This is a genomic window from Streptomyces sp. NPDC048331, assembly GCF_043201215.1.
Classification (GTDB): Bacteria; Actinomycetota; Actinomycetes; order Streptomycetales; family Streptomycetaceae; genus Streptomyces.
Map to the genome: position 1 here is coordinate 193755 of NZ_JBICYT010000012.1, position 24431 is coordinate 218185.

Genomic DNA, 24431 nt, shown 5'->3' on the forward strand with positions numbered 1-24431 from the left:
ACAACATGACGACCACCACGGACACCACGTCCACCACCACCAAGACCACGGTTCTCGAAGCCAAGGGCGTCACCATGCGCTTCGGCGGCCTCACCGCCGTCAAGGGCGTCGACCTCCAGGTCAACGCGGGCGAGATCGTCGGACTCATCGGCCCCAACGGCGCCGGCAAGACCACCTTCTTCAACTGCCTCACCGGGCTGTACGTCCCCACCGAGGGCAGCGTCACCTACAAGGGCACCGTCCTGCCTCCCAAGCCCCACAAGGTCACCGAGGCCGGCATCGCCCGCACCTTCCAGAACATCCGGCTCTTCCACAACATGACCGTGCTGGAAAACGTCCTCGTCGGACGCCACACCCGCACCAAGGAAGGCCTCTGGTCCGCACTCCTGCGCGGCCCCGGCTTCAAGAAGGCCGAAGCCGCCAGCGAAGCGCGCGCCATGGAACTCCTCGAGTTCATCGGCCTGGAGAACAAGGCCCAGCACCTGGCCAAGAACCTCCCCTACGGCGAACAGCGCAAGCTGGAGATCGCCCGCGCCCTCGCCAGCGACCCCGGCCTCATCCTCCTGGACGAGCCCACCGCCGGCATGAACCCGCAGGAAACCCGCGCCGCCGAAGAACTCATCTTCGCCATCCGCGACATGGGCATCGCCGTCCTCGTCATCGAGCACGACATGCGCTTCATCTTCAACCTCTGCGACCGCGTCGCCTGCCTCGTCCAGGGCGAAAAGCTCATCGAAGGCACCGCCGCCGAGGTCCAGGGCGACGAGCGCGTCATCGCCGCCTACCTCGGCGAGCCCTTCGAGGGCGACCCGGGCGCCGCCGAGGTCGCCGAGGTCGAGGCCGCGGAAGCCGCAGCCGAAGCCGAGGCACCGGCAGAAGCCGCCGCCGAGGCCGAGGCTGAGACCGCCGAGGCCGAGGCCGAGGCCGAGACCGCCGAGGCCGAGGCTGAGGCCGAGACCGAAGCCGAGGCCACCGAGACCGCCGAGACCGAAGCGGAGGCCGACACCGACGGCGACACCGCCGCCGACGCCCCGGCCGACACCGACTCGGACTCGGACCCGGACTCGGATTCGGACAGCACCACCAGCACCACCAGCACGGAAGGAGAAGCCAAGTGACCGCACTGCTCAAGGTCGAAGACCTCAAGGTCGCCTACGGCAAGATCGAAGCCGTCAAGGGAATCTCCTTCGAAGTCAACGAAGGCGAAATCGTCTGCCTCGTCGGCACCAACGGCGCCGGCAAGACGACCACCCTGCGCACCCTCTCCGGGCTCATCAAGCCCAAGAGCGGCAGCATCACCTTCGACGGCCAGCCCCTCGCCGCCGTCCCCGCCCACAAGATCGTCTCCCTGGGCCTCGCCCACTCCCCCGAGGGACGCCACATCTTCCCCCGGCTGACGATCGCCGAAAACCTCCAGCTCGGCGCCTTCCTGCGCACCGACAAGGAAGGCATCGAGGCGGACGTCCAGCGCGCCTACGAGATGTTCCCCATCCTGGGCGAGCGTCGCAAGCAGGCCGCAGGCACCCTCTCCGGCGGCGAGCAGCAGATGCTCGCCATGGGCCGCGCGCTCATGTCCCGCCCCAAGCTCCTGATGCTCGACGAGCCCTCCATGGGCCTGTCCCCGCTGATGATGCAGAAGATCATGGCGACCATCAAGGACCTCAAGGCCACGGGCATGACCATCCTGCTCGTCGAGCAGAACGCCCAGGCGGCGCTCTCGCTCTCCGACAGCGCGCACGTGATGGAGATCGGCAAGATCGTCCTCTCCGGCACCGGCCGCGACCTCCTCCACAACGAGGACGTCCGCAAGGCCTACCTCGGCGAAGACTGATCCGACGAACGTGTGAGGCCCGCCTCCCCTCGGGGGGAGGCGGGCCTCACGCATATCCGGGGGCGGCCGCTACTTGCCGCTCTCCTTCTTCTTCGCCTCGGCGTCCTCGATGACCACCTCGGCGACCTGCTGCATGGACATCCGACGGTCCATGGACGACTTCTGGATCCACCGGAAGGCGGCCGGCTCCGTCAGCCCGTACTGCGTCTGCAGAATGCTCTTGGCCCGGTCCACCAGCTTGCGCGTCTCCAGCCGCTGGGAGAGGTCCTCGACCTCCTTCTCCAGCGCCCGCAGCTCCGCGAACCGGGACACGGCCATCTCGATGGCCGGCACCACGTCGCTCTTGCTGAACGGCTTCACCAGGTACGCCATCGCACCGGCGTCCCGCGCCCGCTCGACGAGGTCGCGCTGCGAGAACGCGGTGAGCATGAGCACGGGCGCGATGGACTCCTCCGCGATCTTCTCGGCCGCGGAGATCCCGTCCAGGACGGGCATCTTCACGTCGAGGATCACCAGGTCGGGGCGGTGCTCACGCGCGAGCTCGACGGCCGTCTGCCCGTCACCGGCCTCGCCGACGACGGAGTAGCCCTCTTCTTCGAGCATCTCTTTGAGATCGAGACGGATGAGCGCCTCGTCCTCGGCGATGACGACGCGGGTCGTCAGCGGCGGAACGTGCGACTGGTCGGCGTCGGGCGTGGGCGTCGACTCGTGCTCGGCGGTCACGAAGGCTCCTCGTTGCGGGGCATAACAAGCTGCCCTGAGCCTACCTAGCTACGGTATGGTGGACACGCAGCGGGTCGGGGGAAACCTTCGATTCGCTGGGCCCCGGTAGCCCAATTGGCAGCAGGCGATGGATTCAAAACCCATTCAGTGTCGGTTCGAGTCCGACCCGGGGCACTTTTCCTTCTTTTCCAAGGTCACGCGACAATCGCGTGACCTTCACTCGTTTCAGCGAAGCGCACCGAAATGCGCCACGTGAGCGATTTTGTGCGCAGCAGTGTCGACCACATGTACGACGTGACCGCCCGCAAGCACGCCCTTCGCTTACTCGCCGACGGGCGCAGCATGAACTCAGTCAGCAAGGAAACGGGCATTTCCCGAGCCGCCATTCGCTCATGGACGGTGCGGATCGAACCACTCCCCCGCTTAAATCAGGCGGCCCCCTGCACGGCACCGACCGACCAGGCCGCCTATGCCTATCTCCTCGGGCTCTATCTTGGCGACGGCTGCATCAGCCCGCACCCCCGAGGGGGGCACTATCTCCGCATCGCCTGTGCGGATGCCTGGCCGGGGCTCATCGAGCAGTGCCGCTCGGCGATCCTGGCCGTCCGCCCGAACGACAAGGTGTGCCTCGTGCAGCGGCAGGGCTGTGTCAACGTCACCAGCTACGGACGGCACTGGACCTGCCTGTTCCCGCAGCACGGGCCCGGCAAGAAGCATGAGCGGCGGATCGTGCTGGAGGGCTGGCAGCAGGCGATCGTCGATGACCATCCGTGGTCGTTCCTGCGGGGGCTGATCCATTCCGACGGGTGTCGGGTCATCAACTGGACCGTCCGTAACGGCAAGCGGTACGAGTACCCGCGGTACTTCTTCACCAACAAGTCCGACGACATCCGGAGGCTCTGTACCGACACGCTGACCAAGGTCGGGGTCCGGTGGACGGTGTTGGCGCGGGGCAGTGATCCGTTCAACGTGTCCGTCGCGCGGAAGGGCTGCGTCGCCCTCATGGACGCCCACATCGGGCCGAAGTACTAGGGGGTGTCTTGTCGATCAGGGTGGATCAGGGAGCGGGGTCCGGTGCCGTGGATCGCGAGGCGGACGAGGGAGGCGACGCAGAGCGTCGCCGACCGAGGACAACGCGGCGAGGCGCGGTGCCGGACCCCGCGAGCCCGCCCTGATCGGCAAGACACCCCCTAGGCGAGCCGTGGGGGGACCCAGGTGTGGTGGCGGAGGATCATGCGGGTCGCGGCGCGGGAGGGGGTAAGTCGCATGGCCGTGTTGCGGAGGGCGACGGCCACGGGGTGGGTGAGCTGCTGGCCCATTCGGCCGGCCTGGCGGGCGGCTCGTGCCACCGCCTGGGTGCGGGGGCGGCGTTCGACGTCGTAGCGGGCGAGGGCGGCGGGGACGGTGGGTTCGGTGGCGAGGGCCGCGGCCAGGGTGACGGCGTCCTCCAGGGCCTGGCAGGCGCCCTGTCCGAGGTGGGGGGTCATGGCGTGCGCCGCGTCGCCGAGCAGGGCGATCCGTCCGGCCACGTAGGTGGGGAGGGGGGTGGGGAGTTCGTTGATGTCGTGGTGCAGGACGGCGTCGGGGTGGGTGGCGTCGAGGAGGGCGGGGATGGGGTCGTGCCAGGTGCGGAATCGTCGGCGTAGTTCGGTGAGGGGGTCGGTGAAGCGGGTTCGGGCGGGGAGGTCGAGGACGGCGTGCCATTCGGCTCGGCCGTCGGGGAAGGCGATGTGTCCGAATTCGGTTCCGTGTCCCCAGGTGAGTTCGAAGTCGGTGTGGAGGTCGACGGGGTGGTCGGTGATGGCGCGTAGGACGGTGGAGCCGGTGTAGGTGGGGTGGGGGTGGGTGGGGAAGAGGGTGTGGCGTGTGCGGCTGTTGATGCCGTCGGCTGCGATGACGAGGTCGGCGTCGAGGGTGGTGGTGCCGTAGGTGACGCGGGCGGTGGTCGGGGTGGTCTGTTCGATGGGGCCGGCTTCGGTGCCGGTGAGGAGTGTGTCGGTGGGGAGGTGTTCGCGCAGGAGTCGGTGGAGGGTGGTGCGGGGGATGCCGACGATGGGTGTGCCGACGGCTTCTTCGAGTGCGGTGCCGTTCATGTGGGTGAGCCAGGTGCCGTGGGGGGTGCGGGTGCCGCCGGTGTACTGGTTTCGGGAGGCTTCGCGTACGGCGTGGCCGATGCCGAGTGCGTCGAGTGCGTGGAGGCCGTTGGCGGCGAGGGAGATGCCGGCTCCGGCGTCTTCGAGGGTCGGGGAGCGTTCGATGACGGTGACGTTCCATCCGATGCGGTGGAGTCCGATGGCGGTGGCGAGTCCGCCGATGCCGCCGCCGACCACTACGGCTGTGTTGTTCATGTCCGACCCCCGTTTTTCTACACCTGTAGAAGGTGGAGGCTACCTGAGTCTCTACAGGTGTAGAAAGGGGGTATGGCTTCGGATCGACGTACCTTGCTCGCGGATGCGGCTCTCGACGTGCTGGCGGACGAGGGGATGCGCGGGCTGACCCATCGGGCGGTCGACCGCAGGGCGGGCATGCCGCCGGGCACGACGTCGGCGTACTTCCGGACCCGGGCGGCGCTGCTCACCGGGCTCGTCACGCGTCTGGTCCAGCTGGACCAGGCGGAGCTGCAGGTGACGGCGGAGGGGCTTCCACCGCTGCGTACGGTCGGGGAGTTGGTGGACGGCATGGTGCTGCTCACCCGGCAGCGGCTGACGGGTGAGGGGCGTCGGCGCTCGTTGGCGCGGTATGCCTGCGCGGTCGAGAGCGTGCGTGATCCGGAGTTGCGCGAGATTCTCGTCCCCCGTGAGAACGCCGGGCGGGAGGCGGTCCGGCTCTTTCTCGCGGCGCGCGGTGTGACGGATGTGGAGGGTCGGACGCACACGCTGCTGACGTGCATCGACGGGCTGGTGTTCGATCGGCTGGTGAGCGGTGGTGAGGTGTCGCGTGACGCGGTGGTGGGGTTGGTCGCCGCCGCCGTGCGTGGGGACGACGTGCCGGGGTGACCGCGTGGGCTCAGGTGCGGTCGGTCGTGGACGCGAGGAAGGCTTCGACCGCGAGGTCGAAGGGTCCCGGGCTTTCGAGGTTGACCATGTGGGCTGCCGAGGCGAAGCGTTGGTGTTCGGCGTCGGGCACCGTTCGGGCGATGGCTTGGGCGTTCGACGTGATGTCGGTGCTGTCGAGTTCTCCGTCGAGCACGAGGGTGGGTGCGCCGATGGAGGCCATCCGCCAACGTGACACGGCACGCCCACGGGGCCGACGTGTGGAGTCGTGCGCGGAGCCGGGGGTTGACCTGGGACGGTTCGCGGTGGGGTCCGTCCACCCACGGTTCAGGGGTGCGTGATGGTTCCGGTGGTCGGGTCGTAGGTGATCAGGGGTGGCAGTTGGTGGTGGCCACTGACGGTCTCGGCGGTGAGGACGGCGGGGCGGTCGCATGCCGTGCCCAGTTCGGTCAGGAAGCGCAGTACGTCGGCGACGTGGGCGCCGTCCTCGATGCCGTCGGGCCAGAGGGAGAATTCGATGCCGTCGACCGGGAGATGGGCCGAGAACCAGGTGTGGCCGTAGCGGGCGGCGAGGGTCGCGGTGTAGCCGTCCTCGATGGTGGCGAACGGGTCGCCGGTGTCGTTCGGGTCGAGGTCCTGTCCTTCGGGGCCGTCGTACCAGGTGAGTTGGTCGGCGGTGCCGCGGAGGTGGCGTAGGACCTGCTGCCAGTGGGTGTCGTCGGTGTCGGCGACGGTGATGTCGCGGAGGCTGCCGTCGACGTAGAACACGCCGCACATCCATGGTTCGGGGAGGCGGCAGGCGCCCGGGCGTGGTGTGCAGTCGTGGTGTGCCTGCCGCGTGGTCATTCGGTCCGTCCCCCGTGTGTGCGTGGCGAGGGGCCAGTATGGCGTTAGGGCAGGTCGCCGTTGCCGCCGAGGTTGGCGACGAGGCGGCGGAGGGTGTCGATGGTGGCGGCGTAGGTGGCGTCGTCGATGCCCTGGCGCATGCGTTCGTGGACCTTGGCGTTGCGGTCGTGGGCGCGGGTGCGGCCTGCTTCGCCGGCTTCGGTGAGGGTGAGGTGGTGGTCGGTCTCGGTGATCCAGCCGCGGGTGGTGAGGTCGTCGAAGAGGGCGTCGAAGTCGGTGTTCTGGTCGTCGTAGGGGGCCAGCTCGGCGGTGAGGTCCTTGCGGGTCCAGTGGCCTGGTGCGCGGGCTATGTGGTTGAGGGTCCACCAGTGGGGTTGGGTGAGGTGTTCTTCGGCGAGGGCGGTGCGGAGGCCGCCGATGACCAGGTGTGCGGCTTCGCGGGTCCAGTAGCCGATGGGCTGGGCGGCGAGCTGCTGCTGTGTGTGTTCCTTGATCGTCATGTGGCGACCGTATGACCTCAGGTCAGGTTGAGGTCAAGCGCTGGTTCGACGAGGGAATCTGTGATGAGTGAGAAGGCCTGGAGGGTGTTCGCGTGCTCGACCTGGATGAGGGCAGGGAGCTGACGCGGGCGGAGGTGATCTCGGCGCTGCGGTCGAAGGGGCCGACCCTGGCGGCGCGGGGGGATCTGCCGTTCTGGGGTGTGGGGGATGCGGAGGCGTCGTCGGCGTTGTTCGACGCGGCGGATGCGCATGGGGATGCGGTGTTGTCGTTCGAGGAGTTCGCGGCGGTGGTGGATCGGCGGTTCGGCTGGTAGGTGGGGGGCGGGTGACCGCGTCGGGCGGGTGGTGTGGCCCGACGCGGTGTGTCGCGTGGGTCAGCGGACCGCGTCGCCGATGTGGTGGATGCGGACGAGGTTGGTGGATCCGGTGACGCCGGGGGGTGAGCCGGCGGTGATGACGACGATGTCGCCGGGGACGCAGCGGCCGATGCGCAGGAGTTCCTCTTCGACTTGGGCGACCATGGCGTCGGTGGAGTCGACGTGGGGGCCGAGGAAGGTTTCGACGCCCCAGGTGAGGTTGAGTTGGGAGCGGGTGGCGGGGTCGGGGGTGAAGGCGAGGAGGGGGATGGGTGAGCGGTAGCGGGAGAGTCGGCGGACGGTGTCGCCGCTCTGGGTGAAGGCGACGAGGAATTTGGCGTCGAGGAAGTCGCCCATTTCGGCGGCTGCGCGGGCGACGGCTCCGCCTTGGGTGCGGGGCTTGTTGCGGTCGGTGAGTGGGGGGAGGCCCTTGGCGAGGATGTCTTCTTCGGCGGCTTCGACGATGCGGGACATGGTGCGGACGGTTTCGATGGGGTATTTGCCGACGCTGGTTTCGCCGGAGAGCATGACGGCGTCGGTGCCGTCGATGATGGCGTTGGCGACGTCGCTGGCTTCGGCGCGGGTGGGGCGGGAGTTGTCGATCATCGAGTCGAGCATCTGGGTGGCGACGATGACGGGTTTGGCGTTGCGCTTGGCGAGTTTGATGGCGCGCTTTTGGACGATGGGGACTTGTTCGAGGGGCATTTCGACGCCGAGGTCGCCGCGGGCGACCATGATGCCGTCGAAGGCGGCGACGATGTCGTCGATGTTTTCGACGGCTTGGGGTTTTTCGACCTTGGCGATGACGGGGAGGCGTCGGCCTTCTTCGTCCATGATGCGGTGGACGTCTTCGATGTCGCGGCCGCTGCGGACGAAGGAGAGGGCGATGACGTCGGCGCCGGCGCGTAGGGCCCAGCGGAGGTCTTCGATGTCTTTTTCGGAGAGGGCGGGGACGGAGACGGCTACGCCGGGGAGGTTGAGGCCTTTGTGGTCGGAGACCATGCCGCCTTCGACGACGCGGGTGTGGACGCGGGGTCCGTCGACGGCGGTGACTTCGAGGGTGACGCGGCCGTCGTCGACGAGGATGAGTTCGCCGGTGGTGACGTCGGTGGCGAGGCCTTTGTAGGTGGTGCCGCAGGTGTGGCGGTCGCCTTCGTGGTCTTCGACGGTGATGGTGAAGTCGTCGCCGCGTTCAAGGAGTACGGGTCCTTCGCGGAAGCGGCCGAGGCGGATCTTCGGGCCTTGAAGGTCGGCGAGGATGCCGACGCTGCGGCCGGTCTCGTCCGAGGCCTTGCGTACGCGCTGGTAGCGCTCCTCGTGTTCGGCTGTGGTGCCGTGGCTGAGGTTGAGGCGGGCGATGTCCATTCCGGCTTCGACCAGGGCTTTGATCTGGTCGTATGAGTCGGTGGCGGGGCCCAGGGTACATACGATTTTCGCTCGGCGCATGAGGCGAGCGTATTCCCCTACCTGCGGGTAGGAAATCGCTTCCGGGTGTCCACTCAACAACCTTTGAGCAAAAGCTTGTTGACAACTGTTGAATGTGCATGGGGGTGCTCCGATGAGCACCCCCGGGGCGGGCGTTTATGGGTTCTTCAGAGTTGTGGAGGGGTCATGGTGAAGCGGGCGTTCACCTGTGCGTAGACGGTCTGGCGCTGGGGTTCGAGGTCGAGGGGCGGGGGGCCTGTCTCCTCGGCGGCGCTGAAGGCCATGGTCCGCATGCCGCCGCCGGGGGCGGGGGTGAAGGGGGCGGCGTTCTCGGCGCCCAGGTCGGCGAGTTCGACGAGGGCGGCGAGGTTCGCGCCGAGGGCTTCGGCGTATTCGCGGGCGCGCTGGACGGCTTCGAGGACGGCTTGGCGGCGGGCCTGGCCGTGGGCGGGTGAGGTGGGGCGCAGGGCCCACCAGGGGCCGTCGACCTCGGTGAGTTCGAGGTCGGCGAGGCGGGTGGTGAGTTCGCCGAGGGTGGTGAAGTCGCTGAGTTCGGCGGTGATGTGGACGCGGCCGTGGTAGGCGCGGACGCGTTCGGCGCGGCCGTGGCGGGTGAGTTCGGGGGTGATGGAGAAGGCGCCGGTTTCGAGTTTTTCGACGGGGTCGCCGTAGCTCTTGATGAGGTCGAGGACGGTGTTGTTGCGGCGGGTGAGGTCTTCGAGTGCGGTGCGGCGGTCGGTGCCGCGGGCGCTGACGGTGATGCCGATGCGGGCGATCTCGGGGTCGACTTCGATGCGGGCTTCGCCGCGGACTGCTACGCGGGGTACTTCGGGGGTTCCGTAGGGCTGGTGCGATGCGTCCTGGGTCATGGTTTCACTGTCGCACTGTCGCTCGTTCGGGTGTGGTCACCGGATCGAAACCTGTCGGGGGTGTTGCGGCTCGTGACGGCTGGGTCAGAATCTACGCGCGTTGTTCACGCCTCAAAAGGGAGATGGTATGGCGTTCGACCGTAGGACTTTTCTGGGCACTTCGGCCGCTACGGGTGCTGCTGTGGCGTTGGCGGGGGCCACGAGCTCCCCGGCCGTGGCGGCTCCACAGGCCGTGACGGGGTCCGGTGCGGGGGCGCGGACGTACGCGTTCACGGTGATGGGTACGACCGACTTGCATGGGAATGTCTTCAACTGGGACTACTTCACCGACAAGGAGTTCGACGACAAGGCGCACAACGACGTCGGTCTTGCGAAGATCTCGACGCTGGTGGAGCAGGTGCGGGCGGAGAAGGGGCGGCGTAACACGCTGCTCATCGACGCGGGTGACACGATTCAAGGCACGCAGCTGTCGTACTACTACGCGAAGGTGGATCCGATCACCGCGCGGCTTGGTCCGGTGCACCCGATGGCGCAGGCGATGAACGCGATCGGTTACGACGCGGCGGCGTTGGGGAACCACGAGTTCAATTACGGCATACCGGTGCTGCGGAAGTTCGAGGAGCAGTGTGATTTCCCGCTGCTGGGTGCGAACGCGCTGGACGCCCGGACGCTGCGGCCGGCGTTCGCGCCGTACAGCATGCACAAGCTGCGGACTCCGTGCGGGCGTGATGTGAAGGTGGCGGTGCTGGGGCTGACGAACCCGGGTATCGCGATCTGGGACAAGGCGAACGTGCAGGGGAAGATGACGTTCCCGGGGCTGGAGGAGCAGGCGGCGAAGTTCGTGCCGAAGCTGCGGTCGATGGGCGCGGACGTGGTGATCGTGTCGGCGCATTCGGGTTCGAGCGGTACGTCCTCGTACGGGGACCAGTTGCCGTACATCGAGAACGCGGCGGCGCTGGTGGCGGAGCAGGTGCCGGGGATCGACGCGATCCTGGTGGGGCACGCGCACACGGAGATCCCGGAGTACCGGGTGAAGAACAAGGCGACCGGCAAGGAGGTGGTGCTGTCGGAGCCGCTGAAGTGGGGGCAGCGGCTGACGCTGTTCGACTTCGAGCTGACGTGGGAGAAGGGCCGCTGGTCGGTGGCGAAGGTCGCGGCGAAGGTGCTGAACTCGAACACGGTCGCGGAGGACAAGAAGATCACGCGGTTGCTGTCGGACGAGCACCGCAAGGTCGTGGCATACGTGAACCAGGTGATCGGTACGTCGACGCAGGCGATGTCGTCGGCGGAGGGGGCGTTCAAGGACGTCGCGATCATCGATCTGATCAACCATGTGCAGGCGGAGACGGTGAAGGGGGCGCTGGCCGGTTCGGAGTGGGCGGCGCTGCCGGTGCTGTCGCAGGCGTCGTGCTTCTCGCGTACGGCGGCGATCCCGGCGGGTCAGGTGACGATCAAGGATGCGGCGGGTCTGTATCCGTTCGAGAACACGATGGAGGCGCGGCTGCTGACGGGTGCGCAGGTGAAGGACTACCTGGAGTACTCGGCGCGGTACTTCGTGCGGACGGCGCCGGGGGATGTGGTGGATCCGGCGAAGCTGACGAACGCGGAGGGCATTCCGGACTACAACTACGACGCGGTGTACGGGCTGGCGTACGACATCGACATCGCGCAGCCGGTGGGTTCGCGGATCACGGGGTTGTCGTTCCAGGGGAAGCCGGTGGATCCGGCGGCGCAGTTCGTGTTGGCGGTGAACAACTACCGGGCGTCGGGTGGCGGGAACTTCCCGCATGTTCCGCAGGCGAAGCAGTTGTGGGCGAACTCGGACGAGATCCGTAACACGATCATCCAGTGGGTGAAGGCGAAGGGAACGATCGATCCGGCGCAGTTCGCGGCGGTGGACTGGCGTCTGACGCGGGCCGGGGTCGCTGTGTTCTAGGGGTGTCGGGTGGCCGGCCGTGGTGTGCTGCGGCCGGCCACCCTTGGTGGTGCGGTGTGCGTCAGCCTCGCGTGCCGGCGCGGCGCATGCGGGCCGCGAGGAGCAGTCCGGCGCCGGCGACGAGGGCGGTGCTCGCGCCGCCGGCGATCAGGGTGGTGTGGTCGCCCGCGCCGGTGGTGGCGAGGGGGGCGCCGTTGTTGCCCTGGGCGGTGACGGTGGTGTTGCCGGTGGTCGTGGCGCTGGTGCCCGTGCCGGTGGCCGTGCCGGTTCCGGTTCCGTTGCTCTTGGAGTCGCCGTCCTTGCCGTCCTTGCCGGGGGCGGGCTTGTCGTTGTCCTTGGCGGTCTGGTCCTTGGCGCGGGCTTCGTGTTGGCCCGTCGTGAGGAACTCGGTCCGTTGGGCGGGGGTGCCGGCGAGTGCGGCGCGTCCTGCCTTGAGGAGTTCCGGGCCGGCCCCGTCGATGATCTTGGCGATGGTGACGCGGTTGTCCTGGTCGCGCAGCTCGTACTGGGTCACTTCCAGGAAGTGGCGCAGTTCGGCCGGGGTGGGCGAGCCGTTCATCAGCTTGCTGATGGCCGCGGTGAGGATGGGGCCGTCCCAGCCTTCGTCGATGCGGGCCAGTTCGACCAGGTCGTCCTGGGCCTGGGCGAGGTGGCGGCCGGTCTTGAGGAACTCCGCGCGGTCGGCCGGGGTGCCCTTGAGGGCCTTCTTCCCGGCTTCCTTCACGCCGGTGCCGCCGGTGCCGATCAGTCGGGAGATCTCGACCTTGTTGTCGTCGTCGCGCAGCTCGTGCTGGGTGACGTCGTAGAACTGGCGCAGCTTTTCGATGGTGTTGCCGTGGGTGAGGACCTTGTTGATGCCCTCCTTGAGTCCGGGGCCGGCGTCCGGGAGGAGGCGGAGGATCGCGATGCGGTAGTCGTCCATGCGGATGTCGTGCTGGTCGACTTCGATGAACTTGCGCATGGCCTTGGGGCCGTCGGCGATGGCCTTGCGGCCGGCGTCCTGCATGAACTTGCTGGCCATCGGGTGGGCGATGATCGCGAGGATGGTCCTGCGGTCCTCTTCGGCCTGGTTGGTCACGGCCTGGTCGGGTGCGGCCTGGTCCGGCACGGCCTGGTCGGGCGCGGTCGGTGCCGGCTGGTTGCCGGTGGCCGGGGCGTCGGGGCCGGCGGCGAAGGCCGGTGACGCGATGAGTACGGCCGGAGCAAGGGCGGCGGTGGTCACCGCTGCGGCGATCCGGGAAAACTTCACAGACAAAACCCCCTGGAAACGTTTCTTCGACAGAAGGGACGTTCGACCGGTGCGGATAGTTGTACCGGGAACGCTCCCGCTCCCTCGGCGCGTGGGACGGCGAGGCGGATCCGGGGGTTCGGTCGTCGGGCGGCAGGGCCTCTCGGGGGCTCAGGGGTGGTCGACGAGCGGGCGGAGTTCGCCCGCCGGGCGGGGGCGGGTGGGTTGCCGCTGGTCGAGGCCGAAGGTGGTGAAGGCGGTGCGGTCCGGCTGGGGGTAGGGCTCTTTGCCGGTGAGGGTGTTGAGGATGGCGGCGCTGCGCCAGGCGGCGAGGCCGAGGTCGGGGGCGCCGACACCGTGGGTGTGGCGTTCGCCGTTCTGGACGAAGATGCTGCCGGTGACGGCGGGGTCGACGATCATCCGGTAGCGGTCGTCGATGCGGGGGCGGCCTGAGGAGTCCTTGCGCAGGTAGGGGTCGAGGCCTGCGAGGAGGCTTCCGAGGGGGCGTTCCTGGTAGCCGGTGGCGAGGACGACGGCGTCGGTGGTGAGGCGGGAGCGGGTGCCCTGCTCGGTGTGTTCGAGGTGGAGTTCGACCTTGGTGGTGGCGACGCGGCCGGCGGTGCGGACGCTGACTCCGGGGGTGAGGACGGTGTCGGGCCAGCCTCCGTGGAGGGTCCGGCGGTAGAGCTCGGCGTGGATGGCGGCGATGGTGTCGGCGTCGATGCCCTTGTGGAGTTGCCATTGGGCGGGGACGAGGTGGTCGCGTACGGGTTCGGGGAGGGAGTGGAAGTAGCGGGTGTAGTCGGGGGTGAAGTGTTCGAGGCCGAGCTTGGAGTACTCCATGGGGGCGAAGGAGGGGGTGCGGGCGAGCCAGGTGAGGCGTTCGCGGCCTACGGGGCGGGCGCGGAGGAGGTCGAGGAAGACCTCGGCGCCGGACTGGCCCGATCCGATGACGGTGACGTGTTCGGCGCCGAGGATGCGTCGGCGGTTGTCGAGGTAGTCGGCGGAGTGGATGACGGGGACGGTGGGGGCGTCGGCGAGGGGGCGCAGGGGTTCGGGGACGTAGGGGGCGGTGCCGATGCCGAGGGCGAGGTGACGGGTGTAGGTACGGCCGAGGGCTTCGGCTTCGCCGGTGGCGTCGAGTTGGGTGAAGTCGACTTCGAAGAGGTCGCGTTCGGGGTTCCAGCGGACGGCGTCGACCTGGTGGCCGAAGTGGAGTCCGGGGACGCGGCCGGCGACCCAGCGGCAGTAGGCGTCGTACTCGGCGCGGTGGATGTGGAACTGCTCGGCGAAGTAGAAGGGGAAGAGCCGTTCCTTGTGCTTGAGGTAGCTGAGGAAGCTCCAGGGGCTGGCCGGGTCGGCGAGGGTGACGAGGTCGGCGAGGAAGGGGACCTGGAGGGTGGCGCCTTCGATGAGGAGTCCGGGGTGCCAGCGGAAGTCGCGGCGCTGGTCGTAGAAGGCGGTGGCGAGTTCGCCGGCGCCTTGTCGGGGGAGGCCTTCGGCGAGTGCGGCGAGGGACAGGTTGAAGGGGCCGATCCCGATTCCGACGAGGTCGTACGGGGCGTCGAGCTGGGCGGTCATCGGTGGGTGCTGCCTTCCAGGAGGGAGATGAGCTGGTCCAGGTCCCCCGCTGTGGTGTGCGGGTTGAGCAGGGTGGCTTTGAGCCACAGGCGGCCGTCGGCGTGGGTGCGGCCGAGGACGGCGCGGCCTTGGTGCAGGAGGGTGCGTCGCAGGGTGGCGAGGTGGTCGTCGTCGGCGTGGGTGGGCCGGAAGAGGACGGTGGTGAGGGTGGGGGGTGCGTGGAGTTCGAAGCCGGGGTGGGCGTCGAGGAGTCGGGCGAGGTGGTGTGCGGTGTCGATGGTGCGGTCGACGAGTGCGGCGAGGCCGTCGCGGCCGAGGGCCCGGAGGGTGGTGGCGATCTTGAGGGCGTCGGGGCGGCGGGTGGTGCGGAGGGAGCGGCCGAGGAGGTCGGGCAGGCCGGCTTCGGTGTCGTCGGTGGCGTTGAGGTAGTCGGCCTGGTGGGAGAGGGGGGCGAGGAGGGTGGTGTCGGGGACGGCGAGGATGCCTGCGGCGACGGGCTGCCAGCCGAGTTTGTGCAGGTCGACGGTGATCGAGTGGGCGCGGTCGAGTCCGGCGAGCCGGTCGCGGTGGCGGGGGCTGAGGGCGAGGAGGCCGCCGTACGCGGCGTCGATGTGGAGGTCGGCGCCGTAGCGGTCGCAGAGGTCGGCGATGCGGTGGATCGGGTCGATGAGGCCTGCGTCGGTGGTGCCGGCGGTGGCGGTGACGAGGGTGGGGCCGGGGGTGGTGGCGAGGGCCTCGGCGAGGTGGGCGGGGTCGAGTACGCCGGTGGGGGTGGGGAGTTCGGTGGCCGGGGGCAGGCCGAGGAGCCAGGCGGCGCGGGGGACGGAGTGGTGGGCGTTGGCTCCGTGGAGGACGGTGAGGGCGGGTCCGTGGCGTTCGCGGGCGAGGAGCACGGCGAGTTGGTTGGCTTCGGTGCCGCCGGTGGTGACGAGGGCGTCGGGGTGGGGGGTGTCGTAGAACTCGGCGGCGAGGGTGCGGGTGAGGAGGGCTTCGAGGGCGGAGGCGGCGGGGGCCTGGTCCCAGGAGTCGAGGGAGGGGTTCAGGGCGCCGGCGGCGAGGTCGGCGGCGGCCGCGACGGCGAGCGGTGGGCAGTGCAGGTGGGCGACGCACAGCGGGTCGGCGGGGTCGGCGGCGCCCGCGGCGAGGGTGTGCACGAGGGTGCGGAGGGCTTCGTGGGCGCCGGTGCCGTGGGCGGGGAGTACGCCGGCTTCGCCGAGTGCGGCGTGGACGCGGGCGGTGACGGCGGCGGGGCCGCCGGCGGGGAGCGGGCCGTGGCGGGCTTCGGCGCCGGTGGTGAGGGCGTCGAGAACGGTGTCGAGGAGGGGGCGCAGGGCGGTGGCGCCGGTGGGGCCTCCGGCGAGCGGGGGTGGCGCGGGTGCGCGGGTGCCGGGCGGCGCGGTCATCGGGGTCCTCCGGGGCCGGGCGGCCGGTTCGGCCGGGCTCGGCGGGTTCGGCCGGGCCGTTGCGGGGCGGGGCGGTGCGGTGCGGGCCGTTGCGCGGCGGGCACCGCCCCGACCGGTACAACGATCAGACCCGAATGGGGTAACCGCCGGGGTTTGTCCGGAGTCGGTCGGTCGACCGGTGCCCTGCGGGCGGCCGGGTGCCCTGCGGGCGGCTCGGCCGGTGCCCTGCGGGTAGCTCGGCGGGAGCGTTGCCGGTGCGAGTGTGCCGGTGTGACTTGGCCCGGAGCGGGGTGGGGGCCGGGGTGCAGTGGGGCCGGAGCCGGGGGGGCGGTGGTGGGGGCCGGGGTGCAGTGGGGCCGGAGCCGGGGGGCGGTGGTGGGGGCCGGGGCCCGGGCCGGGGGGGGGGGGGGGGGGGGGGGGGGGGGGGGGGGGGGCGGGGCCGGGGGCCGGGGCGGGGGCGGGGTGTCGTCCGGGACTGCATGATTTATGGCGCCCTGGCGGTGGTGCCGCGTTACGGGCCGTTTTTGCGCCAACACATCACGTTTTACGTCCCGGACGACACCCCGCCCCGTCCCCGGCCTTGGCTCCCCCGGCCTCCGGCACCCGGTTTTCGGTTCGCGGCTAGTTCTTCGGGCCGGAGCGGACCTTCAGGGCGCGGGCCAGGTCGTCGAGTTGGTCGACCAGTTTGCGGCGCAGGAGGGGGAGGATGTCCGGGTTCTGGAGGCAGGTGTGGCCGGCCTGCAGGTTGGACTCGTCGATCGCGTACGCGGGGAACGCCCAGCGGCCGGCGGCTTCGCCGATGGCCGGGCCGCGGCGGTCGCCGAGGGCGACGGCCTCCGGGTAGTAGCGGGTGACGTACGGCGTGAGCAGTTCGGTCTGCTCGGGCTGCCAGAAGCCCTGGGCGGTGGCGCTGAAGAGGTAGTTGGAGAGACTGTCGTCGTGGAAGAGGCGGTCCCAGGCGGCGGCCTTGGCCTCGGGGGTGGGGAGGGCGGCGCGGCAGCGGGCGGCGCCTTCCTGGCCGGTGGCGCTGGTGTCGGCGGCGAGGGCGGCGTCGATCTCGCTCTCGCCGACGGCTCCGAGGACGGCGAGGCGGCCGAGGATGCGCCAGCGCAGTTCGGGATCGAGGGCGGGGCCGCCGGGGACGGTGTCGTCGGTGAGCCAGGCGGCGATGGTGTCGGGCTGGGTGGCGCTGTCGACGAGGGTGCGTACGGCGGTCAGCCGCATGCCGGGTTCGGATCCGTCCTCGGTGCGCCGGAGCAGGTCGCGGGCGATGGTGGTGAGGGTGGCGAGCGCGGCGGACTGCTGTTCGGGGGCGAGGTAGCGGACGGCGACCTGGGTGCGGGCGAAGGCGAGGACGCCTTGGACGATGGCCAGGTCGTCCTCCTCGGGCAGGTGTGCGGAGGCGGTGGCCAGGAAGTCGTGGGGGTCGAGTTCGCCGTCGCGGACCATGTCGCGCAGGGCGTTCCAGACGACGGCGCGGGTGAGGGCGTCGGGGATGCCGGAGAGGCTGCGCAGGGTCGTTTCGAGGGAGGTTTCGTCGAGGCGGACCTTGGCGTAGGTGAGGTCGACGTCGTTGAGGACGAGGAGGGCGGGGCGGGCCCCGGTCACCGAGATGATCTCGTCGGAGGGGATGTCGAGGTCGAGGAGTTCACGCAGTTCGAGGAAGCGGTCGTCGGCGGGGTCGCGGTCGTAGACGCCGACGGCGATGTGGTGGGGGCGGCTGCCTCGGCGGTCGACGGCGAGGGTCCACCCGGCTGCGGTGTCGGGGTGGCCCTCGGACTCCTCGACGCGCGGGGTGAGGGTGTCGATGCCGGTGGTGCGCAGCCAGATGTCGGCCCAGGCGCGGACGTCGCGTTCGGTGTGGGCGGCGAGGGAGTCGATGAAGTCGGCGAGGGAGGCGTTGGCGAACTTGTGGCGGGCGAAGTGGGTGTTGATGCCGGCCAGGAAGTCCTTCTCGCCGAGCCAGGCGACGAGTTGGCGCAGGGCGGAGGCGCCCTTGGCGTAGGAGATGCCGTCGAAGTTGAGGAGGGCGGAGGCGGTGTCGGGGACGTCCTCGGGGGTGGGGGCGACGGGGTGGGTGGAGGGGCGCTGGTCGGCGTCGTAGCCCCAGGGCTTGCGGGTGACGCCGAAGTCGGTCCAGGTGTCGGTGAAGCGGGTCGCTTCGGTGAGGGTCTGGTAGCCCATGTATTCGGCGAAGGACTCGTTGAGCCAGATGTCGTCGAACCAGGCGAGGGTGACGAGGTCGCCGAACCACATGTGGGCCATCTCGTGGGCGATGACCATGGCGCGTGACTGGCGTTCGGTGTCGGTGACGGCGGAGCGGAAGATGAATTCGTCGCGGAAGGTGACGAGTCCGGGGTTCTCCATGGCGCCTGCGTTGAACTCGGGTACGAAGGCCTGGTCGTAGGAGTCGAAGGGGTAGGGCTCGGTGAACTTCTCCTGGTACCGGTCGAAGCAGTCCTTGGTGACGGAGAGGATTTCCTCGGCGTCGACGTCCATGTGGGGTGCGAGGGACTGGCGGCAGTGGATGCCGAAGGGCAGTCCGGCGTGTTCGGTGCGGATGCTGTGCCAGGGGCCGGCGGCGACGGCGGCGAGGTAGGTGGAGATGAGGGGGGTGGGGGCGGACTGCCAGATGGCGGCGCCGCTGCCGTCGGGGGCGGCGGCGGTGCGGGTGGTGATGCCGTTGGCGAGGACGGTCCAGTGGGCGGGGGCGGTGACGGTGAATTCGAAGACGGCCTTGAGGTCGGGCTGGTCGAAGGCGGGGAAGACCCGCTGGACGTCGTCCAGGAACATCTGGCTGTAGACGTACGTCTGTCCGTCGGCGGGGTCGGTGAAGCGGTGCAGGCCCTCGCCGGTGCGGGAGTAGCGCATCCGGGTGTCGAGGCGCAGTTCGTGGGGGCCTTCGGTGAGGCCGGTGAGGGGGAGGCGGTCGTCGGCGAGGGCTGCCGGGTCGAGGGGGTTGCCGTCGAGGGTGGCGGAGCGCAGTTCGACGGGCTTCAGCTCGATGAAGGTGTCTGCGGCGGTGCGGGCCGTGAACCGGACGACGGTGGTGGAGTCGAACGTTTCGTCGTCGCCGGTGAGGTCGAGGGTGACGGCGTAGTGCTGGACGTCGAGGAGCTGGGCTCGGAGCTGCGCTTCGTTGCGCGTCAGTGCGGACATGGGGCCCATGCTGCCCCAGAGGGCGGCCGGACCCCGGTCCTTTACTCTTCGCCCGCGGCGATCGTCTCGTGGTGGCGGATGACCTCGGCGATGATGAAGTTGAGGAGCTTCTCGGCGAACGCGGGGTCGAGTTTGGCGTTCTCGGCGAGCTGGCGCAGGCGGGCGATCTGGCTGGCTTCGCGGCCCGGGTCGGCGGGGGGCAGCTGGTGCCTGGCCTTGAGGTGGCCGACCTGCTGGGTGCACTTGAAGCGTTCGGCGAGCATGTGGACGACGGCGGCGTCGATGTTGTCGATGCTGTCGCGCAGGCGGGCGAGTTCGGCGGTGACGCTCTCGTCGATGCCTGCGGCGTCGTCGCCCGCGCCCGTGCCGGTGCCGTTGTCGAGGTCGCTGATGTTCATGGTTCCCGAGAATACGTGGCCATGGCCGTCGCTTCCTCGGGCAGTCGGCCTGTGAGACGCCGACCGACTACTTGCCGAATTGGAAAGTAGTCGCCATAGTGGAAATCGACTGGGGACGGTCATCCGTTGCGAGCGAGGGGGAACCATGCGGGATGCGGCGAAGGCGGTCGGGGCGTTGGGGCGGGCGGCCGGTCTGGAGCAGGCGGCACGGCTGCGCAGTGGCTGGTACGCGCGTTATCTGTGGGTGTTCGCGGCCGGGCAGCTGGTGCTCGTACCGATGGCCGTGCTGTGGCACGGGCCGGTCTCGGCGGTGGTGTTCGCGGTGACCAACGCGCTGCTGGTGACCGGGCTGAGCGTGTACGCGATGCGGCAGCGCGTGATGCGACGGGGGTTCGGGGTGAAGCACGGGGTGATGATGGGGTCCTGGGCGACGCTGTTCGCCCTGACGATCACGGTGGGCACCGCGGCGTTCGGCCACGGGGTGGCGTTCGCGGCGGTGGCCGCGCTGGTGTGTGCGCTGCCGCCGGCCGTCGGTGCGTGGACCGAGAGGCGAGGTGCGGTGTGACGGACGAACCGGGTGTGGACGCGGGGGCGGGTGCGAAGCGGGGCGGGCATCCGCGGCACGACCTCGCGCCGCTGCTGAACGCGCCCGTACGGCTGTCGGTGGTGGCGGCGCTGGTTCCGCTGGACAAGGCCGATTTCGGTTTCGTACGGGACCTGGTCGAGGTCTCGGACTCGGTGCTGTCCAAGCAGGTCGCGGCGCTGGAGGAGGCGGGCTGGGTCGAGGTCCGCAAGGGCAGGGTCGGGCGGCGTCCGCGCACCTGGCTCTCGCTGACCTCCGAGGGCCGGTCGGTCTACGAGCGGCATCTGGCGGCTCTGCGGGCCATCGCGCTGGGCTAGCCCCCCGGCTGCCGGAGCGGGAGGGTGGCCGTGACGCGCCGGGTGCGCCGGGGCGGGTCGGCTGCGCCGGGGCTTCCCGGGGCTCCGCGCCTCGACCGCGCCGACGGGGCCGGCCTCGGGCCCGGGAGGGGTGCGCGGGGCCCTTTCGGGCCGCTTCAACCATCAGGGCCTGGGTCGCGTCCTTCGGGAGGAAGCCGGACGCTCCGCCGTGGAGCGCCGCGTGGACGTGCTCGTCGAGGTCGAGGGTGGTGACGATGACGATGCGGGGCGGGTCGGGTCTGCCGTTCGGGCGGCGGGTGACGTCGAGGCCGTCGCGTTCGGGCATGCGGGCGTCGAGGATCGTCCGGGATCCGGCCCTGACCGCCTCCTGGGCGTCCGCGACGACCCCTCCGATCACCGCGCGCCGCCCGCCCCGGGCTCGCACGGGGTCTCGCCCTTCCGGTCGGCGCGTGACCGGCCGGAAGGGCGAGGGGGACGGGCGGAGGGAGCTACATGCCGGCCGCGGCGCTCTTGATCGCGGCGGCGAAGGTGGAGACCTCGGTGTAGACGCCGGGGTAGTTCGGGCGGGCGCAGCCTTCGCCCCAGCTGACTATGCCGACCTGGATCCAGGCGTTGTTGTTGTCGCGGCGGAACATGGGGCCGCCGGAGTCGCCCTGGCAGGTGTCGACGCCGCCTTGGGGCAGGCCGGCGCAGATCTCCTCGCTGGGGACGAGATCGTTGCCGTACGCGGCCTTGCAGCCGGCGTCGGAGACGAACGGGACGGTGGCCTTCATCAGGTAGCGCTGCTGGCCGCCGCCCTCGCGGGTGGCGCCCCAGCCGGCGACGGTGAAGGTGCCGCTGTCGTAGGCCTTGGTGTCGGCGATCTTGAGGGTGGGCAGGTTGATGGGCTTGGCGAGCTTGATGAGGGCCCAGTCCTTGCCCTTGCCGTTGTAGCCGGGGGCCTGGAGGACCTTGGTGGACTTGACCTTGATGGCGCTGGAGCTGTTGAGGTCGACGACTCCGGCGGTGGCGGTGATGGAGGTGTTGTTGCCGGAGCCGCTCACACAGTGGGCGGCGGTGAGGACGATCTGCTGGGTGTAGAGGGCGCCGCCGCAGCCCATGGAGAGGCGCACCATGAAGGGGAACTCGCCCTGGGCGGCGCGGGTGCCGCCGACGACGGGTGCCGGGCCGGCGCTGGCGGTGCCGGGCTGGAGGCTGACGGCGGCGAGGGCGACGGCGCCGACGGCGAGGGTGCGCTTCATCAACCGCACAAGGGTGGTCACAGTCAACACACTGCCTTTCGTGGGGGGTTGGGCTGTGCGTGCGCGTCATCGGGTGAATGACGGGTCCATGACACAACAGGCGTGCGGCGGACATCAAGAAGGCAATTTCGGCCAACTCCCGCCCCAGCGGCAGGGATTGCGGTAAGGAGGGCTCGATGACGCAGAACCGGGCGCGGAGCGGGCCCGTCGAGCACGGATTTCCGCATCTGGCGACCGTGCGCGCCTCGATCACCGCGCTGTTCCGCCGACTGTCGGCCGACGGGATCCGCGCCTACGACACGAGCTTCGCCCCCGTGGACGCCGCCTTCGACGCGGCCGACGACCTCCACCTGGGCGCGCAGCGGGTGGCCGCCGCGACGGTGCGGGCGCTCCGGTTGCCGGACGCGCGCATGGTGGTCTCCTTCCGCGAGATGGAGCAGGCGGCCACCGTGGAACTCGCCGCGGGTCCGGAGTACTTCATCGAGGTCAACGACCGTTTCCGGACCCACCGCCGGGACCTGGCGGCCGCCCTCGCCCACGAGGTGGCCCATGTCCTGCTGCACCGACTGGACCTGCGTTTCCCGGGGACCGCGGAGAACGAGATCCTCACCGACACCGCCGCCACGTACCTGGGGGCGGGCTGGCTGCTCCTGGACGCCTACCGCGAGGACGCGCTGACCCACCAGCGGTTCGGCTACCTGACGCCGGAGGAGTTCGGCTACGTGCTGGCCAAGCGTGCCGCCCTGTTCGGCGAGGATCCGGCCGCCTGGTTCACCAGCCCCCAGGCGTACGAGGCGTACGTGCGCGGGCGCGCGCGGGCCGAGCGCGACCACCACCGGGCCCCGCTGACGGCCGCCGGGCCACTGGCGCGGCGGCGGTACGCGAAGGCGCGGCGGGCCGGGGTGGGTCCCGTCGACGCATCGACGTACCGCTTCGAACAGGACCGCAGCGGCGCCGAGTTGCGAGTGAGCTTCCCGTGCCCGGTGTGCGCGCAGCGGCTGCGGGTGCCGGTGCGCGGGCGGCTGCGGGCCCGGTGCGGGCTGTGTCGCACCGTCCTCGACTGCACCACGTAGATCCATTCATCACGCGGCCACGAAAAGTTTCCTACCGGCCAGTAGACAGGGGGTCGGTTCTCGCCAACTCTGGTCACGTACATGCCAATCCCGTGACCGAGGGAGCGCCCCCCATGCGCAGCACCCGCCGCACCCGCATGCCCCGTACCGCCGCCGTCGGCGTGGCCGCGGCCGCCGCCGTCCTGACACTGGTTCCGGCCACCGCCGCCCAGGCCGCGCCCGTCCCGGCGCCGGCGCCCGTGTCCGCGCCGTCGGCCGCCCCGGCCGCCTCCGCGCCCGGCGGCAACGCCGCGATCCTCGGCATCGACTACGCCACCTGGCAACGGGACGTCGCCGCCGTGATCGACGCGGCCCGGCCCGCCATCGAGGCGCGCATCGCCGCCTCGCCCGCCGGGGAGAAGCCCGCCCTGGTCCTGGACATCGACAACACCTCGTTGGAGACGGACTTCCACTGGTTCTGGACCTTCCCGACGCCCGCGATCAGCAAGGTCCGCGCGCTGACCCAGTACGCGCACGCGCGCGGTGTCGCGATCTTCTTCGTCACCGCCCGCCCTGGGATCATCCAGTCCCTCACCGAGCACAACCTCAAGGCCGTGGGCTACCCGGTCTCGGGGCTCTACGTCCGTGACCTGCCCGACCTGTTCGAGGAGGTCAGCGCGTACAAGACGGGCAAGCGGGCGGAGATCGAGGCGCGCGGCTACACGATCATCGCCAACATCGGCAACAGCCCGACCGACCTCGTCGGCGGTCACGCGGAGCGCACCGTCAAGCTGCCGGACTACAACGGCAAGCTCTCCTGACCCGGGAGCGGTGACGCGGGCACCGCAAGGCGTCGCCGGTCTGCCCCTCCGAGGCGTGCGTCCAGGCCGTGGACGTGGGGTGCGGCAGGTGCTTCTCGCGCGGTTCCTGGTCGTGCGAGAAGCCGCCCGAGGCCGGCACCACCCCGCCCCGGGCGCCCACGGTCACCTCGCGGCCGGCGGCCGCGCGGCCCCAGGACCCGCGGTCGACGGTCTCGGAACAGGAAATGGACAACATGATGGGCTGGTTGCGGTTCAGCGCGTGGATGTAGCGGGTAGTCATAGGACATCGCACCGCTGAAGACTCGGGCCCGACCCCTCGCCAGGGGGCCGGGCCCGCTTCCGTGCCGCGCCGTTTTTCAGCCCTCGTAGGGGATGCGCACCCGGTCGGCGCCGGTCCGCAGCGCCTGGCAGGCCAGGACGTAGCCCTCGGCGAGGTCCCGCCTCGTCCAGGACCTCGTCGCGCTTCATCTCCACCCCGCCCTCGACGACCCGGCAGCAGCAGGGATGCCGGCGACCCAGGGCACGGTGTGCACGGTCCCGTCGAGCTCCACCTCCGCGGTGTCCCGGTCCCGGCGTTCAGACCTCCGTGCCCGCCTCGTCCAGCAGGTTCAGCTGCCAGGAGACACCGAACCGGTCGTTCACCCAGCCGAACCGGGCACTGAATCCGTACGAGCCCAGCGGCATCAGCTCGGTGCCCTGCTCGGCGAGGGCTCCGTAGAGGCGTTCGATCTCGGCCGCGCTGTCGCACTGGACGTAGAGCGACACGGCGGGCGTGAAGCCGAACTCGTGCTTGACCGAACTGTCGATGCACATCAGCGTCTGCCCGGCCAGGGAGAAGGAGGCGTGGCGCACCTTGCCCTCCTCGCCGCCCCCGGCGTCGTCGGCGCCGTAGCGGCTGATGCCCAGTACCTCGGCGTCGTCGAACAGCGAGAGGTAGAAGGTCATCGCCTCCTCCGCCCGCCCCTCGAACATCAGAAACGTGGTGATCTTCTGCGGGCTCGGTGTGATGGCCATCGCTGGGTCCTGTCTCTCTCGTTCTCGTCCCGGTCCTGCCGGTGCTCCGGGACCAGCACCCTAGGCCGTTTCTTAGCGATCACCTCGCGGCCCAGATGTGGATGGCCGCGAGGTGGAGGGCTGCCTGGTAGGCGGTGGCGGTCTTGTCGTAGCGA

The 24431-nt window shown here is 70.2% G+C and carries 23 protein-coding genes, 1 tRNA gene and 2 pseudogenes; 11 read left to right on the forward strand and 15 right to left on the reverse strand.

Annotation, left to right across the window (positions count from 1 at the left end):
- Positions 1-5: 5 nt before the first annotated feature.
- Positions 6-1118: an ABC transporter ATP-binding protein gene (locus ACGFYY_RS19650; RefSeq protein WP_393710933.1), complete on the forward strand. Its 1113-nt coding sequence runs from the start codon at positions 6-8 to the stop codon at positions 1116-1118.
- Positions 1115-1831, forward strand: coding sequence for an ABC transporter ATP-binding protein (locus tag ACGFYY_RS19655; protein WP_202202029.1), 717 nt, complete (start codon positions 1115-1117; stop codon positions 1829-1831). Before ACGFYY_RS19650 ends, ACGFYY_RS19655 begins: the two co-directional genes overlap by 4 nt.
- A gap of 69 nt (positions 1832-1900) precedes the next feature.
- Here ACGFYY_RS19655 and ACGFYY_RS19660 read toward each other — a convergent pair whose 3' ends face one another.
- Positions 1901-2554, reverse strand: coding sequence for an ANTAR domain-containing response regulator (locus tag ACGFYY_RS19660; protein ID WP_030762326.1), 654 nt, complete (start codon positions 2552-2554; stop codon positions 1901-1903).
- Positions 2555-2653: 99 nt separating this feature from the next.
- On the opposite strand from ACGFYY_RS19660, the gene ACGFYY_RS19665 reads away from it, so the two are divergent.
- Positions 2654-2728: transfer RNA gene (locus ACGFYY_RS19665), tRNA-Leu, on the forward strand.
- Positions 2729-2839: 111 nt separating this feature from the next.
- Positions 2840-3586: a transcriptional regulator gene (locus ACGFYY_RS19670; RefSeq protein WP_393710935.1), complete on the forward strand. Its 747-nt coding sequence runs from the start codon at positions 2840-2842 to the stop codon at positions 3584-3586.
- Between the two features lie 158 nt (positions 3587-3744).
- Here the strand turns inward: ACGFYY_RS19670 and ACGFYY_RS19675 are convergent, their stop codons facing one another.
- Entirely contained in the window at positions 3745-4902 is a 1158-nt protein-coding gene (locus ACGFYY_RS19675; RefSeq protein WP_393710878.1) for an FAD-dependent monooxygenase, read from the reverse strand.
- 72 nt (positions 4903-4974) lie between these two features.
- On the opposite strand from ACGFYY_RS19675, the gene ACGFYY_RS19680 reads away from it, so the two are divergent.
- Positions 4975-5550 carry a TetR/AcrR family transcriptional regulator gene (locus tag ACGFYY_RS19680; protein ID WP_393710880.1) on the forward strand — a complete coding sequence of 192 codons (576 nt, stop codon included), beginning with the start codon at positions 4975-4977 and terminating at the stop codon, positions 5548-5550.
- A gap of 10 nt (positions 5551-5560) precedes the next feature.
- Here ACGFYY_RS19680 and ACGFYY_RS19685 read toward each other — a convergent pair whose 3' ends face one another.
- From ACGFYY_RS19685 to ACGFYY_RS19695, 3 genes are all read right to left on the reverse strand, one after another.
- Positions 5561-5770 (reverse strand): alpha/beta fold hydrolase, encoded by a 210-nt coding sequence (locus ACGFYY_RS19685; RefSeq protein WP_393710882.1) that lies wholly within the window; start codon positions 5768-5770, stop codon positions 5561-5563.
- A 104-nt stretch (positions 5771-5874) separates the two neighbouring features.
- A complete protein-coding gene (locus tag ACGFYY_RS19690) occupies positions 5875-6315 on the reverse strand; it encodes a hypothetical protein (RefSeq protein ID WP_393710884.1) in 441 nt (146 codons plus the stop codon).
- 122 nt (positions 6316-6437) lie between these two features.
- Positions 6438-6893, reverse strand: a complete 456-nt coding sequence (locus ACGFYY_RS19695; protein ID WP_393710886.1) for a MarR family winged helix-turn-helix transcriptional regulator — start codon at positions 6891-6893, stop codon at positions 6438-6440.
- A gap of 63 nt (positions 6894-6956) precedes the next feature.
- Here ACGFYY_RS19695 and ACGFYY_RS19700 point away from each other — a divergent pair.
- Positions 6957-7207, forward strand: a pseudogene (locus ACGFYY_RS19700) (EF-hand domain-containing protein).
- Between the two features lie 60 nt (positions 7208-7267).
- On the opposite strand, the gene pyk reads toward ACGFYY_RS19700, so the two are convergent.
- Entirely contained in the window at positions 7268-8695 is a 1428-nt protein-coding gene (gene pyk, locus ACGFYY_RS19705) for a pyruvate kinase (RefSeq protein ID WP_393710888.1), read from the reverse strand.
- A gap of 146 nt (positions 8696-8841) precedes the next feature.
- Positions 8842-9543, reverse strand: coding sequence for an SIMPL domain-containing protein (locus ACGFYY_RS19710; protein WP_365269310.1), 702 nt, complete (start codon positions 9541-9543; stop codon positions 8842-8844).
- 127 nt (positions 9544-9670) lie between these two features.
- Between ACGFYY_RS19710 and ACGFYY_RS19715 the strand changes: the two genes are divergently transcribed.
- On the forward strand, positions 9671-11479 hold the full coding sequence (locus tag ACGFYY_RS19715; RefSeq protein WP_393710937.1) for a bifunctional metallophosphatase/5'-nucleotidase: 1809 nt from the start codon (positions 9671-9673) through the stop codon (positions 11477-11479).
- A gap of 61 nt (positions 11480-11540) precedes the next feature.
- Here ACGFYY_RS19715 and ACGFYY_RS19720 read toward each other — a convergent pair whose 3' ends face one another.
- The 5 genes from ACGFYY_RS19720 to ACGFYY_RS19740 form a co-directional block, all read right to left on the reverse strand.
- The gene (locus tag ACGFYY_RS19720; protein ID WP_393710891.1) at positions 11541-12728 is read right to left on the reverse strand and encodes an ALF repeat-containing protein; all 1188 of its coding nucleotides are present in this window, start codon (positions 12726-12728) and stop codon (positions 11541-11543) included.
- 150 nt (positions 12729-12878) lie between these two features.
- Entirely contained in the window at positions 12879-14288 is a 1410-nt protein-coding gene (locus ACGFYY_RS19725; RefSeq protein WP_365280854.1) for a SidA/IucD/PvdA family monooxygenase, read from the reverse strand.
- The gene (locus ACGFYY_RS19730; RefSeq protein WP_393710893.1) at positions 14285-15691 is read right to left on the reverse strand and encodes a pyridoxal phosphate-dependent decarboxylase family protein; all 1407 of its coding nucleotides are present in this window, start codon (positions 15689-15691) and stop codon (positions 14285-14287) included. The genes ACGFYY_RS19725 and ACGFYY_RS19730 overlap by 4 nt, the downstream gene beginning before the upstream one ends.
- Before the next feature lie 621 nt (positions 15692-16312).
- Positions 16313-18850, reverse strand: coding sequence for an aminopeptidase N (pepN, locus tag ACGFYY_RS19735; protein WP_393710895.1), 2538 nt, complete (start codon positions 18848-18850; stop codon positions 16313-16315).
- Positions 18851-18891: 41 nt separating this feature from the next.
- Positions 18892-19248 (reverse strand): chorismate mutase, encoded by a 357-nt coding sequence (locus ACGFYY_RS19740; RefSeq protein ID WP_393710897.1) that lies wholly within the window; start codon positions 19246-19248, stop codon positions 18892-18894.
- A gap of 145 nt (positions 19249-19393) precedes the next feature.
- Between ACGFYY_RS19740 and ACGFYY_RS19745 the strand changes: the two genes are divergently transcribed.
- Both ACGFYY_RS19745 and ACGFYY_RS19750 read left to right on the forward strand, forming a co-directional pair.
- The gene (locus ACGFYY_RS19745) at positions 19394-19813 is read left to right on the forward strand and encodes a hypothetical protein (protein WP_393710899.1); all 420 of its coding nucleotides are present in this window, start codon (positions 19394-19396) and stop codon (positions 19811-19813) included.
- Positions 19810-20148 (forward strand): transcriptional regulator, encoded by a 339-nt coding sequence (locus tag ACGFYY_RS19750; RefSeq protein WP_365280839.1) that lies wholly within the window; start codon positions 19810-19812, stop codon positions 20146-20148. The genes ACGFYY_RS19745 and ACGFYY_RS19750 overlap by 4 nt, the downstream gene beginning before the upstream one ends.
- 160 nt (positions 20149-20308) lie before the next feature.
- Here the strand turns inward: ACGFYY_RS19750 and ACGFYY_RS19755 are convergent.
- Together ACGFYY_RS19755 and ACGFYY_RS19760 are read right to left on the reverse strand one after the other, a co-directional pair.
- Positions 20309-20572: pseudogene (locus ACGFYY_RS19755) on the reverse strand (response regulator); the annotation flags it as partial.
- Between the two features lie 64 nt (positions 20573-20636).
- Positions 20637-21389, reverse strand: a complete 753-nt coding sequence (locus tag ACGFYY_RS19760; protein ID WP_393710939.1) for a S1 family peptidase — start codon at positions 21387-21389, stop codon at positions 20637-20639.
- 176 nt (positions 21390-21565) lie between these two features.
- Here ACGFYY_RS19760 and ACGFYY_RS19765 point away from each other — a divergent pair, with 176 nt between their 5' ends.
- Together ACGFYY_RS19765 and ACGFYY_RS19770 are read left to right on the forward strand one after the other, a co-directional pair.
- On the forward strand, positions 21566-22462 hold the full coding sequence (locus ACGFYY_RS19765) for a hypothetical protein (RefSeq protein ID WP_393710902.1): 897 nt from the start codon (positions 21566-21568) through the stop codon (positions 22460-22462).
- Between the two features lie 113 nt (positions 22463-22575).
- Positions 22576-23262: an HAD family acid phosphatase gene (locus ACGFYY_RS19770; RefSeq protein WP_393710904.1), complete on the forward strand. Its 687-nt coding sequence runs from the start codon at positions 22576-22578 to the stop codon at positions 23260-23262.
- 576 nt (positions 23263-23838) lie between these two features.
- Here the strand turns inward: ACGFYY_RS19770 and ACGFYY_RS19775 are convergent.
- Positions 23839-24276, reverse strand: a complete 438-nt coding sequence (locus ACGFYY_RS19775) for a VOC family protein (RefSeq protein ID WP_393710906.1) — start codon at positions 24274-24276, stop codon at positions 23839-23841.
- Between the last annotated feature and the right edge of the window lie 155 nt (positions 24277-24431).

What these genes read in the sequence shown, in the direction of transcription:
- ACGFYY_RS19650 (WP_393710933.1), top strand. Translation starts at nt 6, where the DNA reads ATGACGACCACCACGGACACCACGTCCACCACCACCAAGACCACGGTT.
- ACGFYY_RS19670 (WP_393710935.1), top strand. Translation starts at nt 2,840, where the DNA reads ATGTACGACGTGACCGCCCGCAAGCACGCCCTTCGCTTACTCGCCGAC.
- ACGFYY_RS19675 (WP_393710878.1), bottom strand. Translation starts at nt 4,902, where the DNA reads ATGAACAACACAGCCGTAGTGGTCGGCGGCGGCATCGGCGGACTCGCC.
- ACGFYY_RS19680 (WP_393710880.1), top strand. Translation starts at nt 4,975, where the DNA reads ATGGCTTCGGATCGACGTACCTTGCTCGCGGATGCGGCTCTCGACGTG.
- ACGFYY_RS19685 (WP_393710882.1), bottom strand. Translation starts at nt 5,770, where the DNA reads ATGGCCTCCATCGGCGCACCCACCCTCGTGCTCGACGGAGAACTCGAC.
- ACGFYY_RS19695 (WP_393710886.1), bottom strand. Translation starts at nt 6,893, where the DNA reads ATGACGATCAAGGAACACACACAGCAGCAGCTCGCCGCCCAGCCCATC.
- pyk (WP_393710888.1), bottom strand. Translation starts at nt 8,695, where the DNA reads ATGCGCCGAGCGAAAATCGTATGTACCCTGGGCCCCGCCACCGACTCA.
- ACGFYY_RS19710 (WP_365269310.1), bottom strand. Translation starts at nt 9,543, where the DNA reads ATGACCCAGGACGCATCGCACCAGCCCTACGGAACCCCCGAAGTACCC.
- ACGFYY_RS19715 (WP_393710937.1), top strand. Translation starts at nt 9,671, where the DNA reads ATGGCGTTCGACCGTAGGACTTTTCTGGGCACTTCGGCCGCTACGGGT.
- ACGFYY_RS19725 (WP_365280854.1), bottom strand. Translation starts at nt 14,288, where the DNA reads ATGACCGCCCAGCTCGACGCCCCGTACGACCTCGTCGGAATCGGGATC.
- ACGFYY_RS19730 (WP_393710893.1), bottom strand. Translation starts at nt 15,691, where the DNA reads ATGACCGCGCCGCCCGGCACCCGCGCACCCGCGCCACCCCCGCTCGCC.
- pepN (WP_393710895.1), bottom strand. Translation starts at nt 18,850, where the DNA reads ATGTCCGCACTGACGCGCAACGAAGCGCAGCTCCGAGCCCAGCTCCTC.
- ACGFYY_RS19740 (WP_393710897.1), bottom strand. Translation starts at nt 19,248, where the DNA reads ATGAACATCAGCGACCTCGACAACGGCACCGGCACGGGCGCGGGCGAC.
- ACGFYY_RS19745 (WP_393710899.1), top strand. Translation starts at nt 19,394, where the DNA reads ATGCGGGATGCGGCGAAGGCGGTCGGGGCGTTGGGGCGGGCGGCCGGT.
- ACGFYY_RS19760 (WP_393710939.1), bottom strand. Translation starts at nt 21,389, where the DNA reads ATGAAGCGCACCCTCGCCGTCGGCGCCGTCGCCCTCGCCGCCGTCAGC.
- ACGFYY_RS19765 (WP_393710902.1), top strand. Translation starts at nt 21,566, where the DNA reads ATGACGCAGAACCGGGCGCGGAGCGGGCCCGTCGAGCACGGATTTCCG.
- ACGFYY_RS19770 (WP_393710904.1), top strand. Translation starts at nt 22,576, where the DNA reads ATGCGCAGCACCCGCCGCACCCGCATGCCCCGTACCGCCGCCGTCGGC.
- ACGFYY_RS19775 (WP_393710906.1), bottom strand. Translation starts at nt 24,276, where the DNA reads ATGGCCATCACACCGAGCCCGCAGAAGATCACCACGTTTCTGATGTTC.